The 16,171-nt window shown below is 60.3% G+C and carries 11 protein-coding genes and 1 pseudogene; 8 read left to right on the forward strand and 4 right to left on the reverse strand.

Features of this window, described 5'->3' with window-relative positions; all coding sequences use genetic code 11:
* Positions 1-336 precede the first annotated feature (336 nt).
* From QRN36_RS19715 to QRN36_RS19725, 3 genes are all read left to right on the forward strand, one after another.
* Positions 337-2,274: a DUF1302 domain-containing protein gene (locus tag QRN36_RS19715; protein ID WP_285425608.1), complete on the forward strand. Its 1,938-nt coding sequence runs from the start codon at positions 337-339 to the stop codon at positions 2,272-2,274.
* Between the two features lie 14 nt (positions 2,275-2,288).
* The gene (locus tag QRN36_RS19720) at positions 2,289-3,653 is read left to right on the forward strand and encodes a DUF1329 domain-containing protein (RefSeq protein WP_285425609.1); all 1,365 of its coding nucleotides are present in this window, start codon (positions 2,289-2,291) and stop codon (positions 3,651-3,653) included.
* A gap of 394 nt (positions 3,654-4,047) precedes the next feature.
* Positions 4,048-6,810 (forward strand): LuxR C-terminal-related transcriptional regulator, encoded by a 2,763-nt coding sequence (locus QRN36_RS19725; RefSeq protein WP_285425610.1) that lies wholly within the window; start codon positions 4,048-4,050, stop codon positions 6,808-6,810.
* 30 nt (positions 6,811-6,840) lie between these two features.
* On the opposite strand, the gene QRN36_RS19730 is transcribed toward QRN36_RS19725, so the two are convergent.
* Positions 6,841-8,052, reverse strand: coding sequence for an HD-GYP domain-containing protein (locus tag QRN36_RS19730; protein ID WP_285425611.1), 1,212 nt, complete (start codon positions 8,050-8,052; stop codon positions 6,841-6,843).
* Between the two features lie 395 nt (positions 8,053-8,447).
* On the opposite strand from QRN36_RS19730, the gene QRN36_RS19735 reads away from it, so the two are divergent.
* Both QRN36_RS19735 and QRN36_RS19740 read left to right on the forward strand, forming a co-directional pair.
* The gene (locus QRN36_RS19735; RefSeq protein WP_285425612.1) at positions 8,448-9,092 is read left to right on the forward strand and encodes an MBL fold metallo-hydrolase; all 645 of its coding nucleotides are present in this window, start codon (positions 8,448-8,450) and stop codon (positions 9,090-9,092) included.
* A 109-nt stretch (positions 9,093-9,201) separates the two neighbouring features.
* Entirely contained in the window at positions 9,202-9,903 is a 702-nt protein-coding gene (locus QRN36_RS19740; RefSeq protein ID WP_285425613.1) for an OmpA family protein, read from the forward strand.
* Between the two features lie 106 nt (positions 9,904-10,009).
* Here QRN36_RS19740 and QRN36_RS19745 read toward each other — a convergent pair whose 3' ends face one another.
* The 3 genes and pseudogenes from QRN36_RS19745 to QRN36_RS19755 form a co-directional block, all read right to left on the reverse strand.
* Positions 10,010-10,909 (reverse strand): acyltransferase, encoded by a 900-nt coding sequence (locus QRN36_RS19745; protein WP_285425614.1) that lies wholly within the window; start codon positions 10,907-10,909, stop codon positions 10,010-10,012.
* 81 nt (positions 10,910-10,990) lie between these two features.
* Positions 10,991-13,084, reverse strand: a complete 2,094-nt coding sequence (pta, locus tag QRN36_RS19750; protein WP_285425615.1) for a phosphate acetyltransferase — start codon at positions 13,082-13,084, stop codon at positions 10,991-10,993.
* Positions 13,085-13,221: 137 nt separating this feature from the next.
* Positions 13,222-13,583 (reverse strand): annotated as a pseudogene (locus tag QRN36_RS19755) (DUF3565 domain-containing protein).
* Between QRN36_RS19755 and QRN36_RS19760 the strand changes: the two are divergent.
* The 3 genes from QRN36_RS19760 to QRN36_RS19770 all read left to right on the forward strand — a co-directional run bounded on the left by QRN36_RS19760 (position 13,552) and on the right by QRN36_RS19770 (position 15,972).
* Positions 13,552-14,037 carry a peptidylprolyl isomerase gene (locus QRN36_RS19760; protein ID WP_285425616.1) on the forward strand — a complete coding sequence of 162 codons (486 nt, stop codon included), beginning with the start codon at positions 13,552-13,554 and terminating at the stop codon, positions 14,035-14,037. The pseudogene QRN36_RS19755 and the gene QRN36_RS19760 overlap by 32 nt on opposite strands.
* Positions 14,038-14,167: 130 nt before the next feature.
* On the forward strand, positions 14,168-14,650 hold the full coding sequence (locus QRN36_RS19765) for a glutathione peroxidase (RefSeq protein ID WP_285425617.1): 483 nt from the start codon (positions 14,168-14,170) through the stop codon (positions 14,648-14,650).
* A gap of 218 nt (positions 14,651-14,868) precedes the next feature.
* The gene (locus QRN36_RS19770) at positions 14,869-15,972 is read left to right on the forward strand and encodes an NADH:flavin oxidoreductase (protein WP_285425618.1); all 1,104 of its coding nucleotides are present in this window, start codon (positions 14,869-14,871) and stop codon (positions 15,970-15,972) included.
* The last annotated feature ends 199 nt before the right edge of the window (positions 15,973-16,171 follow it).

The raw sequence follows: 16,171 nt of genomic DNA on the forward strand, positions 1-16,171 counted from the left end.
TCGGCCCTGACAATGTGCCGCGAAGGCTCTCGCCCGCCGTCTTGCTTGCCAAATTCTCAAATTCAGCCATCCTCCCCCTGCCGCTGAGCCGGTACGCCGAAATCGGCGTGTTAGAGGCTTCGACGCTGCAAATCACACTTTAGAGGGATCAAGTCGTCCCACCTGCTGGATATAGTCGGCAGTAGGTTGAAACCGGAGAAAAACGCCGGATCGTTTCGCAGCTTTACATGGGCTGCCCGATCAGCGTTGACACCCAGGCACTGCGGACAAATCCGCCTGAGTCGTTTCTGGAAGCACCCACTGCCAAAAAAAATAAAAGCACATGGAGTAGCGTCGATGACATCAGCAAACCTGTTCTGGCGCCGGGCAAAACTGCCTCTGGCCGTCAGCCTCGCTTCCACGCTCGCCGGCCCTGCATTCGGCGTCAGTTTCAACATCGGTGAAATCGAAGGTAACTTCGACTCGTCGCTCTCCATCGGCGCCAGTTGGTCCACCGAGAACGCCAACAAGAACCTGATCGGGTCCAATAACGGCGGTCATGGCCTGTCGCAGACGTCCGACGATGGCCACCTGAACTTCAAAAGCGGCGAGACGTTTTCGAAGATTTTCAAGGGTATCCACGATCTGGAGCTCAAGTACGGCGACACCGGCGTGTTCCTGCGGGGCAAGTACTGGTATGACTTCGAGCTCAAGGATGAAGGCCGCGACTTCAAGGACATCAGTGATTCGGGCCGAAAAGAGGGCGCCAAGTCGTCAGGTTTCGAGCTGCTCGACGCGTTCGTCTATCACAACTACTCCATTGCCGATGAGCCGGGTTCGGTGCGTTTGGGCAAGCAAGTGGTCAACTGGGGTGAAAGCACCTTCATCCAGGGCGGCATCAACAGCATCAACCCGGTAGACGTCTCTGCGTTCCGCCGGCCTGGCTCGGAAATCAAGGAAGGCCTGATTCCGGTCAACATGTTCTACCTGTCCCAGAGCTTGACCGAAAACCTCTCTGCCGAGGGTTTCTATCAGTTGGAATGGGACCAGACGGTCGTCGATAACTGCGGCACCTTCTTCTCCCAGCCTGACGTGATTGCCGACGGTTGCTCCAACAACCTGGCGGTGTTGCGCAGTCAGGCCGGCCTGAACACCGCGCTGACCAACGCCGGTCTGCCGGCACCTTTGCGCGGCGCGGTATTCAACACGCTGGGCCAACAGGGCGTGAACTTCGGCAACCCGGATGAGGGCGCCGTCGTGCGTCGCGGCCCTGACCGGGATGCTCGCGACAGCGGCCAGTATGGCTTCGCCATGCACTACAACTTCGAGCCGCTGGACACCGAGTTCGGCGCCTATTACATGAACTACCACAGCCGCCTGCCGATTTTCAGCGGCAAGGGCGCGCCTGCCGGTGCCTACAGCCCTGCAGCGCTGGCCGCCGCGCTCGCGGGCAATGGCGTGCCGGGTATCGCCATTCCGGGGCTGGTCACTCAGTTGCTGCCAGTGGTGGTCGCCGCCAACTCCAGCTACTACGTCGAATACCCTGAAGACATCCACCTGTTCGGTCTGAGCTTCTCCACCACGTTGCCAACCGGCACAGCGTGGAGCGGCGAAATCAGCTACCGTCCAAACGCGCCCGTCCAGCTCAACACCACCGACATCCTGTACTCAGGGCTGTCGCCGCTGAACCCGAACGTCTCGCTGTTGCAGGGCACGCCAGGCCAGGATCAGAAGGGCTATCGCCGCAAAGAGATCAGTCAGGCGCAGACCACCTTCACGCACTTCTTCGACCAAGTGATGGGCGCCGAACGTCTCACGGTCGTTGGCGAAGTGGGCTGGACGCACGTCGGTGGCCTGGAAAGCACATCCAAACTGCGTTACGGCCGAGACCCGAGCTACGGCCCCGGCCCGCTGCCTAACGGCCAGTGCCAGACCCTCAACGCCGGTACGCTGGCAGGCGCTGCGCTGAACAACCTTAGCCGTTACTGCGAGAACGACGGGTTCACCACTACCGATTCGTGGGGCTACCGCGCCCGCGCCATCTGGGACTACAACAACGTGTTCGCCGGTGTGAACCTCAAGCCGAGCGTGGCCTGGTCTCACGACGTAGACGGTTACTCGCCAGGGCCTGGCGGTAACTTCGAAGAAGGCCGCAAAGCGGTCAGCCTGGGTCTGGAAGCGGAATATCAGAACACCTACACCGCCAACCTTTCCTACACCAACTTCTTCGACGGCAAGTACACCACGGTGGATGACCGCGATTTCGTGGCGCTCAGCTTCGGTATGAACTTCTAAGGACAATTATGAAAATGAAAATCTCGAAGGGTCTGTTGCACGTCGGCGTACTGGGTCTGTCCCTGCTGGCGACCGGGGTGATGGCAGCCGTTTCCGAATCCGATGCTGCCAAGCTGGGCACGACACTGACCCCAATGGGCGCCGAAAAGGCAGGCAACGCGGCGAACACCATTCCGGCCTGGAGCCCGATGCCGACCAACGCGGGCGCTGTGGACGACAAGGGCTTCCTGGCCAACCCTTACGCCAGCGAAAAACCGCTGTTCACCATCACCGGCCAGAACGTGGAGCAATACAAGAACAACCTCGCCCCGGGCCAGTACGCGATGTTCAAGCGCTACCCGGAAACCTTCAAGATGCCGGTCTATCCGTCACACCGTGGCGCGACCGTTCCGGCCGATGTGTTTGCCGCCATCAAGAAAAACGCCACCAATACCAAGCTGGTTTCCGGCGGTAACGGTCTGGAAAACTTCGAAACCGCCGTGCCGTTTCCGATTCCCAAGGACGGCCTGGAGGTGATCTGGAACCACATCACCCGTTATCGCGGCGGCAGCGTCAAGCGGCTGGTGGTTCAGGCCACACCGCAGACCAACGGGTCTTTCAGCCCAGTGTACTTCCAGGACCAGTTCGTGTTCCGCGACAAGATGAAGGATTTCGATCCGAAGAATCCGGGCAACGTGCTGTTCTACTTCAAGCAGGAAGTCACCGCACCGGCGCGTCTGGCCGGAACGGTGCTGCTGGTGCACGAAACCCTCGATCAGGTGAAGGAGCCGCGTTCTGCGTGGGTGTACAACGCCGGTCAGCGTCGCGTGCGTCGCGCCCCGCAAGTGTCCTATGACGGACCGGGTACCGCCGCCGATGGCCTGCGCACGTCCGATAACCTGGACATGTACAACGGCGCGCCGGACCGTTACGACTGGAAACTCATCGGCAAGCAGGAAATGTATATCGCGGCCGACAGCTACAAGCTCGATGATCCGAAGCTCAAATATGCCGACATCATCAAGGCCGGACACATCAACCAGGACCTGGCGCGCTATGAGTTGCGTCGCGTCTGGCACGTGACCGCAACGCTGAAGGAAGGTCAGCGTCACATCTACGCCAAGCGTGATTTCTTCATCGACGAAGACACCTGGCAGGCTGCGGTGATCGACCATTACGACGGTCGTGGTCAGCTGTGGCGCGTGGCCGAAGCGCACGCCGAGAACTACTACGACAAGCAAGTGCCGTGGTATGCACTTGAAACGATCTATGACCTGCAGTCGGGACGTTATCTGGCACTGGGCATGAAAAACGAAGAGAAGCGTGCCTACGACTTCGGTTTCACCGCCACCACCAGCGACTTCCAGCCCAACGCGCTTCGCCAGGAAGGCGTGCGTTAAGGTCTGAACGAACAGGCGCAGAGTCGTGCAACGTTGATCACAGCTACAGCGCACCGTGGTCCTGCGCCGCTTTGAAAAGAAACGCCCCGATCCGTCGGGGTGTTTCGAGCGGGCCGTGACGTCGCCCGGGTCAGCGTGACCTCATCGGCGAACCATCGCCCGGTCCAGCCAGACGTACAGATTGGCACCCTCCATTCGCAAATGAATCGCCTCCCGTCGCGTTCATTGGCAGCTCAGCGTCATCTCCCCCAAAACATATGAAGCGACATTCGCGGTGTTGATTGGATATGTTTTCTTACAGTCTTTCGTCGAACAATCTTCAAAAGCCATCACATAGCCGCTAGTCTCCCGACATCTGAACGCCGAATAACAAGCACTTCTACAAGAGCCGGCCATGACTGATCTGTCGCGTTTGCAAGGATTCGCAAATCACGCAGTCACTGCATTGGAGGGACGTTTCTACCGCCCGCCACTGCCTGACGGCTACGTCGCGCGCCCCCGTCTGTGTGAGCGATTGAGCGCCGGTCTGTCCGGGCGACTGCTGCTCGTCTGCGCGCCAGCCGGGTTTGGAAAGAGCTCCCTGGCGGTCGAATTCTGCGAAAACCTGCCGGATCAATGGCAGAACCTGTGGCTGGGACTGAGTCATCGAGACAGCGATCCAGGCCGCTTCCTCGAGCGTCTTCTCTCCGGCCTTCAGCAATATTTCCCTCAATTGGGCGGCCAGGCGCTGGGGCTGCTCAAAATGCGTCAGCGTCATCAGCCGTTTGCCTTCGAGGAATGGCTGGACGGGCTGCTCGACGAACTCGCCATGCACCTGATGTTGAGTAAACCGCTGCTGCTGGTGCTCGATGATTATCATCTGGTCCAGGGCCCGGTGCTCGACCGTTGCCTGCAATTTCTCCTGAATCATCTGCCCGCGGGCCTCGTCGTGATGGTCACCAGCCGCCAGCGCCCCGACTGGCATCTGGCGCGCCTGCGGCTCTCCCGGCAACTGCTGGAGTTGTCCGAGCACGACCTGCGTCTGACTGACGACGAATCCCTTGCCGTGCTTGATCAGCAGCGTAATTCGCTGTCCGAGGATGCCCTGCGCAGCCTGTTGCAGCGCAGTGAAGGCTGGGTCGCCGGCTTGCGCTTCTGGTTGCTGGCGGCGAGCGAGGCTGGCAGCAACACGTTGACCCAGGGACTCAACGGCGGCGAAGGCCTGATTCGCGACTACTTGCTCGAAGAGGTCATCGACTGTCTGCCCGCCGACGTTCAGACCTTTCTTTATGAAACCGCGTGCCTTGAGCGATTCAGCAGTGCGCTGTGCAACGCGGCACGTGACAGCCATGACAGCGCCGAAATGCTCGGCTATCTGCAAGCCCATCAGGTGTTTCTGGTGCCACTGGATGAAAACGGGCGCTGGTTTCGTTATCACCACCTGTTTTCCGATCTGCTGCGTGCACGCGCCGGCACCAGTCTTGCGCCCCAGCAACGACGGCTTCATCTCAACGCTTGTCGCTGGTTCAGCGAGCAGGGGCTGCTCGACGAGGCCATTGAGCAAGCACTGCGAGCGGGGCATCTGGACGTTGCCGCCAATCTGGTGCAGAACCTTTCCGAGGAGCAACTGCTGGCCGAGCAGAACGTCGGCATGCTCCTGCGCTGGAAAATGGACCTGCCCGACAGCCTGCTGGTCAGCACCCCACGCCTGATCGTGCTGTACGCATGGGCCTTGGGGCTGGCGTGCCAGCTTGATGCTGCCGAAGAGCTCGGCAATCAGCTCAGTCGGTTCCTGCCGGCGCCCTCGGCCACGGCGCAGAACTCCATGCTGGCTCAATGGCTGGCGCTCAGCGGCATCATCGCGCGCGGGCGCGGCGACAGCGATACCGCCCAGCGTTATTGCACCGAGGCGCTGGCGACGTTGCCCCACAAACGGTATGGACAAAGGTTGGTGTGCCTGTCGACGCTGGCGAATCTGGCGATCACCGGAGGCGATTTGTGGCGCGCGCGGGCCTTGAATCGCGACGCCCTGGAGCTGGCGCAGCGAGTTGCCAATCCGTTGTTTGAGGCGCTGGCGCACTATGACCGCGCGCGTACATTGCAGGCCCGTGGTGAAGCGCTTCGTTCGATGGAAGAAGTGCGCCAGGGGCTGCGGCGGCTGAGCGGGTTGTCTTCGCAACGACTGTACGCCGTGCGTGCCCGGCTGACGCTCTACGAAGGCTATCTGCTGGTGCAGTTCCTTCAGCCGCAAGCGGGAAGGGAGCGCCTGAACGCAGGTCTGACCGAAGCGCGCGCCTGTCGCGACATCAGCGTATTGATCGGGCACTGCGTGATCGCCGGAATGGAAGGGCGGGAAGGGCGTTTTGCCGAAGCGTTCGCCGAGCTGGCTGAGGCCGAGCGACTGATGCATATCTGGGATGTGCCGCCGGTTTATTACCTGGCGATGATCACGTTGACCAAATGCGAACTGTGGCTGGCGCAAGGTCGTATCGATCTGGCCGACGCCTGGTTGCTGCGGCTGGGTCAGACCTATGGCGGCGAGCAGCCGGCGGCTGCTCCGGAATGCATGCCGCAGATGCCTCAGCAGATCGCGCTGTTGCAGGCGTCCCTCGACGCCATTCAGGGCCGCCCCGAGCGATCGGCCGAGCGGCTGCGAGACTTGAAAGCCCAGGCGGATCAGGTCGGTGCGGGGCTGGTCGGGTTGTACGCGGCAAGCCAGCATTGCCTGCTGTCACTCGAGACCGACGATCAGCCTCAGGCTGCGAAGCTGCTGGGCCAGAGCCTGGAGCTGGCGAGCGGGGGCGCGGTGTTGCCGCTTCACGGCGTGATCCGAAAATATCCCGACTGGCTGCGCGAGCAGTTATCCAGGCGCCCGTCGTGCCGGCTGGTCGATTATCTGCTCACGCAATTGCCGCACTCGAGCCCCGGCAAGGAGCTTCCCTGCGCGCGTGTCATCAGTGAACCTGCGGCCTGCAGCGGGCCCGATTACCTCAGCGCAAGGGAACTGAGCGTGCTGCAGCTCATCGCTCAGGGCTGTTCGAATCAGGAAATCAGCGACCGGTTGTTCATCTCTCTGCATACCGTCAAGACCCACGCCAGCCACATCAACAGCAAGCTCGGCGTGGAGCGCCGCACGCAAGCGGTGGCACGCGCGCAAGAGTTGGGCCTGCTGGGTTAGATCAGGCAGCAGCCGTGCGCGGGCCGTCGGTCATCCCGCAGGACAGCCCGCCCACATTTCATCGACGTTGTGCACGCCCCAATCCTCCGCCAGTTCGAACTTGACGATGGCGTCCTGCTCCTGCGCACAGGCGAGGTTGATGACTTCGGGCGTGAACATGATGCGGGTCTTGGCCGACATGAATATTTTCACTTTGGGGTGCAGCAGCGATTTTTCACCCTGTTCAATGACAATGCCCAGCCGCTCGCTCTTCAGGCGCACCAGCGCGCCCACCGGATAAATACCGACTGTCTTGACGAAGTGCTGGAAGATTTTCTCGTCGAAATGCCCTTTCCAGGAGGCCATCTCCCGGACCGACCTGGCTGCATCCCAGCCTTTCTTGTAGGGCCGGTCTGACGTCACGGCGTCATAGACATCGCAGATTGCGCCCATTCGAGCCAACTGACTGATCTGCTCGCCCTTCAAACCATGGGGATAGCCACTGCCGTCGACCTTTTCATGATGATGCAGGCACACATCCATGACCGCGTGGGTCACTTGCTGACAACCCTGAAGAATTTCAAGTCCTGCCTGGGGGTGATGCTTCATCGCTTCGAATTCATCGAAGGTCAGGCGATCGGGTTTATTGAGGATGGTGTTGGGGATCATCATCTTGCCAACGTCGTGCATCAGCCCGGCGACGCCGGCCTCGCGCACTTGCTCCTCATCCAGATTCATCTGCCGCGCAAGCGCAACCATCAGCGCGCACACCGCCACTGAATGCATGTAGGTGTATTCATCGGACGTTTTAAGACGGGACAGACTGATCAGCGCGTGAGGATGGCGCATCACCGACGTCGAAATTTCTTCGACCAGCAGATCGACGTCTTCGGTGTTCATCGAGCGACCCATGCGTGCGTCGCTGAACATGGTCATGACGGCCGCTTTGGCCCGGCCGCAAATCAGTCTGGCGCGAGCCAGTTCCTGTTCCATGCTGGCTGGCGAGGTATCGGAATCGCTTTCGCTGTCGCAGGCCGTTGTCGGGCCCGAGGCCAGAATGCTGCTCTGTTCGGCAGGGCTTTTGCCCAGTCGGGTGTCAATCCACACCTCACGCGTGGAGGCCTGAATCTGGCGCAACACCGCCTCGTCTCGCAACTCGCGCTCCACGTGGGAGGTCCAGAAGGGGTCGTTGATCCGGGGGCGGCAGAATTCGTGGATGTACATGCCCAGAGTAAGGTCGGAAACCGCGATTTTTCTTAGCATGAAAGCCTGCTCTACGCTGTTGCTGAGCTGCCTTGCGGGTGCATTGAGTCGACGTCTTATCACCTCAAATGACGCACTATCCGTGTAGTCGCGCAATGCCAGTATATGAGCGCGTTAGTAAAAAATATATCGCGACAGCGAAAATATCTTTATTCGCTTTAATTAAAAATTAATGAGTAAAATCAGTAACTTGCGGAATGATTTTCTGAGCTGTCCGGATGAGTTACAAAAGATTTTTAGCGTTGAACTAAAAGGTCATACTATTCAAGTTCATCCCGCATTAGTTCTCATGCAAATAGTTGGCGTCGCAACTAATTGCCCTCCGGTCTGGCGCTGCGGGCTGACGAGTTTCCCCGGCTGCGTCAGAATGCGTCATCCCCTTCACAGGAATCACCATGGAACCCGCCAAGCCTCAGTTGATCCGCGAAACCTTCCCCGTCGGGCCGTTGCAGTGCAACTGCACGATCATCGGCGATCCCGTCACCCGGCAGGCCATTGTCGTAGATCCGGGCGGCAACCATGAGCTGATTCTCGCCAGGCTTGAAGCACACGGGTTGAAGGTCGTGAGCATCATTCACACTCACGCGCATCTGGACCATTTCCTGGCGTCGGGGCAATTGAAGGAGAAGACCGGCGCAACCTTGCACCTGCACAAAGAGGATCAGTTTCTGTGGGATAACCTCGAAACCCAGTGTCAGGTGTTTCGCGTGCCGTACGTTCCTGTCCCTGCGCCGGATCGTTGGCTGGCGGACGACGAAGAGCTCGCTTGCGGCTGCGGCGTGGCGCTGCACACGCCAGGGCATACACCCGGCTCGATGAGTTTCTGGTTTGCGGATGCCAAGTTGCTGATCGCTGGCGATACGCTGTTCAAGCGCGGTGTGGGCCGAACCGATCTATGGGGCGGCGACCAGGCCACGATCGTGCGCTCTATCAAGCAGCGCTTGTACACGCTCGATGAGGACGCGGTTGTGGTGACCGGGCACGGGCCGGACACGCGACTGGGTGACGAAATGCGTGAGAATCCTTTCGTCAGAGCGTAGGACTGTTCAGGCCCGGTTAAGGAATTTTTGACGGCGGCCGTGCTCTAATCGCGCAAATCGTCCGGTCTTTTTTGATGGCCGTAGAAAAGCAAAACAGGAGCTCTCCTTGATGTTGACCTTTCGCCGTTTGACCATCGCTGCCACTGCGCTGGCCATGTTGTCTGGCTGCGCTTCGCAGAATCCGTATGACAATCAGGGGCAGGCACAAAATTCGGGCGGCGTGAGCAAAACCGCCAAATACGGCGGCCTTGGCGCACTGGCCGGTGCCGTCGCCGGTGCCGCCATCGACCACAACAACCGCGGTAAAGGCGCTTTGATCGGCGCGGCGCTGGTCGGTGCAGGCGCAGCGGGTTATGGCTACTACGCGGACAAACAGGAAGCCGCCCTGCGCGCCAGCATGGCCAATACCGGCGTGGAAGTTCAGCGTGAAGGCGACAACATCAAGCTGGTCATGCCAGGCAACATCACGTTCGCGACCGACTCCTCGGCCATCGCCAGCAGCTTCTACTCGCCGTTGAACAACCTGGCGGGTTCGCTGAAGCAGTACAACCAGAACATGATCGAGATCGTCGGTTACACCGACAGCACGGGCAGCCGTCAGCACAACATGGACCTGTCCCAGCAGCGCGCGCAGAGCGTTGCGACCTACCTGACGTCCCAGGGCGTGGATGCCGCTCACCTGTCGGTGCGCGGTGCTGGGCCTGATCAGCCGATCGCGAGCAACGCCGACGTCAACGGTCGCGCTCAGAACCGTCGCGTCGAGGTCAACCTCAAGCCTATTCCAGGCCAGCAGTACCAACAGCAGCAGTAAGCTGGCGACGCCCATAAAAAACCCCGGCCTGAGTGCCGGGGTTTTTTATGGGCGGTCGGTATGTGCCCAGCGTTTACTCAGGCGAGGTGAACGGCCCGTGGGCTGGTCAGCCCGGATGCTGCTCATGCATCTGTGCCAGCAACGCATCCTTGTCTTCCCACATGCGGTTGATCCACTGCTGGAATTCCAGACGGTAGGCGTCATCCTGGTCGTAGCTTTTGCCAATGAATTGCGGCGGGATCTGCACTTCTTCGAAATGCGCGACCACTTCGCGCACGTTCCCGCACAGCAGATCCCAATAACCGGGCTGGCCCGCTGGGTAATGAATGGTGACGTTGACGATCGATTCCAGCTGCTCGCCCATGGCATCGAGCACGAACGCAATGCCGCCGGCCTTGGGCTTGAGCAGATAGCGGAACGGGGAGTTCTGTTGCGCGTGCTTGGCCCGGGTAAAGCGCGTGCCTTCGACGAAATTGAAGATGCCGACCGGGTTGTTGCGAAATTTCGCGCAGGTGCGGCGGGTCGTCTCCAGGTCCTTGCCTTTCTTTTCCGGGTGTTTGGCCAGGTACGCCTTGCTGTAACGCTTCATGAACGGAAAGCCCAGCGCCCACCACGCCAGCCCGATCACAGGCACCCAGATCAGCTCTTGTTTGAGGAAGAATTTCAGCGGGCGGATGCGCCGGTTAAGCACGTACTGCAGCACCATGATGTCGACCCAGCTCTGGTGATTGCTGGTCACCAGATAAGAGTGCTGATAATCCAGGCCTTCCAGACCGCTCAGATGCCAGCGGGTATGACCCAGCAGGTTCATCCAGGCATTGTTGTTGCTGATCCAGGCTTCATGAATGTGGCTCATGAGCCAGTCAGTGACCTTTTGCGCGGCAGTGAAAGGCAGGCAGAGCTTGAAGATCGCGACGACGAACAACGGCGTGCAGCAGACGATGGTGTTGAGCGCCAACAGCAGCGAGGCGACGACGCCACGCAAAGGGGCGGGCAAGAAATCCATGAGGGATCGAACTCCGAGGCAAGACAGCCGCCGGTGGGTTCCGGCGGCGTTATTGTGATTGAAGGATATTGCAGGCCGACGTTATTGAGGCAAGGTCGCCGCCTGAATCGCAGTCAGGGCGATGGTATACACGATGTCATCGACCTGCGCGCCCCGCGGAAGGTCGTTCACCGGTTTGCGCAAGCCTTGCAGCATCGGGCCCAGGCTGACGCAGTCCGCACTGCGCTGCACCGCCTTGTACGTGGTGTTGCCAGTGTTCAGGTCAGGAAAGACGAACACGTTGGCGCGGCCGGCCACCGGGCTGTCCGGCGCCAGTTGGCGGGCGACGTTTTCGTTGGCAGCGGCGTCATATTGCAGCGGTCCGTCGATGAGCAGGCCACGCTGCGTCTCCCGAGCCAGCTGCGTGGCTTCGCGGACCTTTTCCACTTCCTCGCCGCTGGCCGAGTTACCGCTTGAGTAGCTGATCATCGCGACGCGCGGAGACAGGCCGAATGCCACGGCAGAGTCGGCACTCTGCACGGCGATCTCGGCCAGCTCACTGGCGGTCGGGTGCGGGTTCATGATGCAGTCGCCATACACCAGCACTTGCTCAGGGAACAGCATGAAGAACACCGATGACACCAGGGTGCAGCCCGGCGCGGTCTTGATCAGTTGCAGGGCAGGCCGGATGGTGTTGGCGGTGGAGTGAATCACTCCGGAAACCAGGCCGTCGACCTCATCGAGCGCCAGCATCATGGTGCCGATCACCACTGGATCCTCCAGCTGTTGCTCGGCCATCGGCGCGTTGAGCGCCTTGTTCCTGCGCAGGTCGACCATCGGCGCCACATAGCGCTCGCGCACCTCGTCCGGATCGAGAATTTCCAGCCCCGGAGGCAACTCGATGCCTTGGGCGCGCGCGACCGCGTGCACTTCTTCGGGTTTGGCCAGCAGCACGCAGCGGGCGATACCGCGCGCCTGGCAAATGGCGGCAGCCTGCACGGTGAGGGGCTCGGCGCCTTCGGGCAAGACAATGCGCTTGTTCGCCGCCTGAGCGCGCTGAATCAGTTGGTAACGGAAGACGGCGGGCGACAGGCGCATCTCACGGGGCGTGCCACAGCGCTGATGCAGCCAGTTGGCGTCCAGGTGGCTGGCGACGAAGTCAGTGATGATCTCCGCGCGCTCGCGGTCGTCGATGGGGATTTCCTTATTCAGCTGGTTAAGCTGGTTGGCGGTGTCATACGACCCCGTACTCACTGACAACACCGGCAGACCCGCCTGCAACGCGCCTCGGCACAGGTCCATGATGCGCGGGTCGGGCAGGGTATCGCTGGTCAGCAGCAATCCGGCGAGCGGCACGCCATTGAGCGTCGCCAGGCTCACGGCCAGGATGATGTCGTCGCGATCGCCCGGCGTCACCACCAGCACGCCCGGCTTGAGCAGTTGCAGCGTGTTGAGCACGGTTCGCGCGCAGATGATGATTTTCGACATGCGCCGTTGTTCGTAGTCGCCGGCGTTGATCACCTGCGCGCCCAGCAGGTCGGCCACGTCACGGGTGCGAGGGGCGTTGAGATCGGCCTGGAACGGGATGCAGCCCAGCAGGCGGAAATCGCCGCTGCGCAACAACGGGGAATGCTCTTTGAGGCGCGCCGAAAACGCCTCCATGCTCTCATCGGTGCGCACCTTGTTGAGGATCACGCCCAGCACTTTCGGGTCCTTGGGGCCGCCAAACATCTGGGCCTGAAGCTCCACGCGGCCGGACAATTCGGTCAGGACCTCGTTTTCCGGCGCCGAGACCAGAATCACTTCCGCATCCAGCGCCTTGGCCATGTGCAGATTGACCCGGGCGGCGTAGCTCGCGCTGCGGGTCGGCACCATGCCTTCGACGATCAGCACGTCGCGGCCGACCGAGGCCTGCTGATAGAGGCTGATGATTTCTTCGAGTAACTCATCGAGCTGGCCCTCGCCAAGCATGCGCTCGACGTGCGCCAGGCCAAGCGGCTTGGGCGGTTTGAGGCCATGGGTGCGGGCGACCAGTTCGGTCGAACGCTCCGGGCCCAGATCGCCAGGATGCGGCTGGGCGATGGGCTTGAAAAAACCGACTTTGAGTCCGGCGCGCTCCAGGGTGCGCACCAGTCCAAGGCTGATGGACGTCAAACCCACGCCAAAATCAGTGGGCGCGATAAAGAAAGTCTGCATGCGGGCTTCTCGAAAGTGAGCGTGCAAAGGTCCCGGCGTGGCTGTGTACGAATTCAGGCTGCGCTCGCCGACGTTTCGTACAGACCCGAGTCCGCCAATGGACCGAATAAAACCGGACGCTGTTCAGTCGCAGCGTCTCAACGGGGGACAAGGTTATCGTTATCTGCCCCTTGCGCGCACCAGCCGCAGCGAAAGGATTGTCTTGTTTTTTCTTGTCGCAAGGCTGCATCGAGCACCCACGGCCGGGACTGCCACGGTGGCTGGTGACGTAAATGCTGGGTGTGTCCGCAGGACAGTTCGACGATCCAGTGGCCGTCTTCATCTTGATGAAAGCCAGTAATCTTCGGGTCGTTTTCCGGCAATGGGAGGTCGTGCAATCGGGGCCGTCCGTCTGAGTTGCGTTCGCTTTCGCGCGAGTGCTTGGTTAGACTTGGTCGCTCATATCTATTTGCAAAAGGTCTCGCCCCATGCCGATCGCCGCCAACAAGGCTGTCTCCATTGACTATACCCTGACCAACGACGCTGGTGAGGTCATCGACAGTTCTGCCGGCGGCGCGCCGCTGGTTTACCTGCAAGGCGCAGGTAACATTATCCCGGGTCTGGAAAAGGCACTGGAAGGCAAGGACATCGGTGACGAGCTCAAAGTCTCCATCGAGCCTGAAGACGCCTACGGCGAATACTCGGCCGAACTGGTCAGCACCCTGAACCGCAGCATGTTCGAAGGCGTTGACGAGCTGGAAGTCGGCATGCAGTTTCACGCTTCCGCTCCGGACGGCCAGATGCAGATCGTGACCATTCGCGACCTGGACGGCGACGATGTCACTGTCGACGGCAACCATCCTCTGGCCGGTCAGCGCCTGAATTTCCAGGTCAAGGTCGTCGCGATCCGTGATGCCAGCCAGGAAGAGCTCGCCCACGGTCACGTCCACGGTGAAGGCGGTCATCACCACTGATTTGTCCTGCTAAGCTCATTTAGCTGGCCAGGCGTCCTCGCGGGTTTGCGAAAACAGTTCGGTTTTCGCGACTTGGGAGGGCGCCTTTTTCGGCCAATGGTTTTATGTATGGTGAGCAGGGGAGTTCGTCATGAGTGTATTTCACGACCTGAAATTGAAAGCTCTGGATGGCCAGGAACTGCCCCTCGCGCCGCTCAAGGGCAAAGTGGTTCTGGTGGTCAATGTGGCATCCAAGTGTGGCCTCACGCCGCAATATGCCGCGCTGGAAAACCTCTATCAAAAGTACAAGGACCGCGGCTTCAGCGTGCTGGGCCTGCCTTGTAATCAGTTCGCCGGACAGGAGCCCGGGACTCAGGAAGAAATTCAAGAGTTCTGCTCGCTCAACTATGGCGTGACCTTTCCGCTGGGCGACAAGCTGGAAGTGAACGGCCCTCATCGTCATCGTCTCTATCAGATGCTGGCGGGCGAAGGCGCTGAATTTCCAGGGGATATCACCTGGAACTTCGAAAAGTTTCTGGTGGGGCAAGATGGCCGCGTACTGGCGCGTTTCTCGCCGCGCACCACGCCGGATGATCCTGCTGTCATCCAGGCCATTGAAAAAGCGCTTCATTGATCGTCAACGCACGCTTTGCAGGCAAACTGCTCGCGCTGCGTTGATTCATCCCAACAGTAACGCCCTTCAGATCGCGACCATGAGCAAGCTCGCTCCTGCAGTGGTTGCGTCAATCTTTCTATACCTTAATCACTCCAATCAATAGTGCTGGGCACGATGCGCCGTTCGGCTCATTCTGTATGACCTTCATAATATTTTTTTACGCCGAGGACGCCTGCATGCCAGTCAAAGCCTTGTTCAAACCTTTCCACCTGGGCAGCCTGGAGCTACCGACGCGCGTGGTGATGGCACCAATGACCCGTTCGTTCTCGCCGGGTGGCGTGCCTAATTCCAAAGTCATCGAGTACTACCGCCGCCGTGCCGCTGCCGGCGTCGGCCTGATCATCACCGAAGGCACCACAGTCGGACACAAGGCCTCCAACGGCTATCCGAACGTGCCGCAATTCTTCGGCGAAGCCCCGCTGGCCGGTTGGAAGAAGGTGGTTGAAGCGGTGCATGCGGAAGGCGGCAAGATCGTGCCTCAGCTCTGGCACGTCGGCGCTGTCCGCCGTCTGGGCACCGAGCCGGACGGCGCTGTTCCGGCGTATGGGCCGACCGAGAAGCTCAAAGACGGCAACGTCGTGGTTCATGGCATGACCCGACAAGACATTCAGGACGTCATCGGCGCTTTCGCTCAAGCGGCGAAGGACGCCAAAGAGATCGGCATGGATGGCGTTGAGATCCATGGCGCTCATGGCTATCTGGTCGATCAGTTCTTCTGGGAAGGCACGAACCAGCGTACCGATGAATACGGCGGCGATCTGGCCCATCGGTCGCGCTTCGCGATCGAGCTGGTCGAGGCTGTGCGCGCTGCGGTTGGCCCGGATTACCCGATCATCTTTCGTTATTCGCAGTGGAAACAGCAGGACTACACCGCGCGCCTGGTGCAGACGCCCGAGGAACTGGGCGCCTTCCTCCAGCCACTTTCCGACGCCGGCGTGGACATTTTCCACTGCTCGACGCGGCGTTTCTGGGAGCCTGAGTTCGAGGGTTCTGACCTGAACCTGGCAGGCTGGACACGCAAACTGACCGGCAAGCCTACGATTACCGTCGGCAGCGTCGGCCTGGACGGCGAATTCCTGCAGTTCATGGTGAACACCGATAAAGTCGCCCAGCCTGCAAGCCTGGAGAACCTGCTCAAGCGCCTGGGCGATGATGAGTTCGACCTCGTCGCCGTAGGCCGCGCGCTGCTCGTCGACCCCGACTGGGCGGTGAAAGTGCGCGACGGCCGCGAAGAAGACATCCTGCCGTTCAGCCGCGATGCGTTGGGCAAGCTGGAGTAAGGCATCCACGATTGCTTGTAGGAGCGGGCTTGTAGTGGTCCAGTTTTTTTGGACCATTGTGTAGGAGTCTAGGCCGCCAGCTTTTCGAAAATGGCTGGCGGCAGGTTGTTCGATGCAGAGTGACAGCGTCGATGGTTGTAATGAGCGATGAAGTCCATCACGTCGCGCTCTGCCTCGAAGTGATTGGTGTAACCGTTTT

The sequence above is a fragment of the Pseudomonas sp. efr-133-TYG-103a genome (genome assembly GCF_030209235.1).
GTDB lineage: Bacteria > Pseudomonadota > Gammaproteobacteria > Pseudomonadales > Pseudomonadaceae > Aquipseudomonas.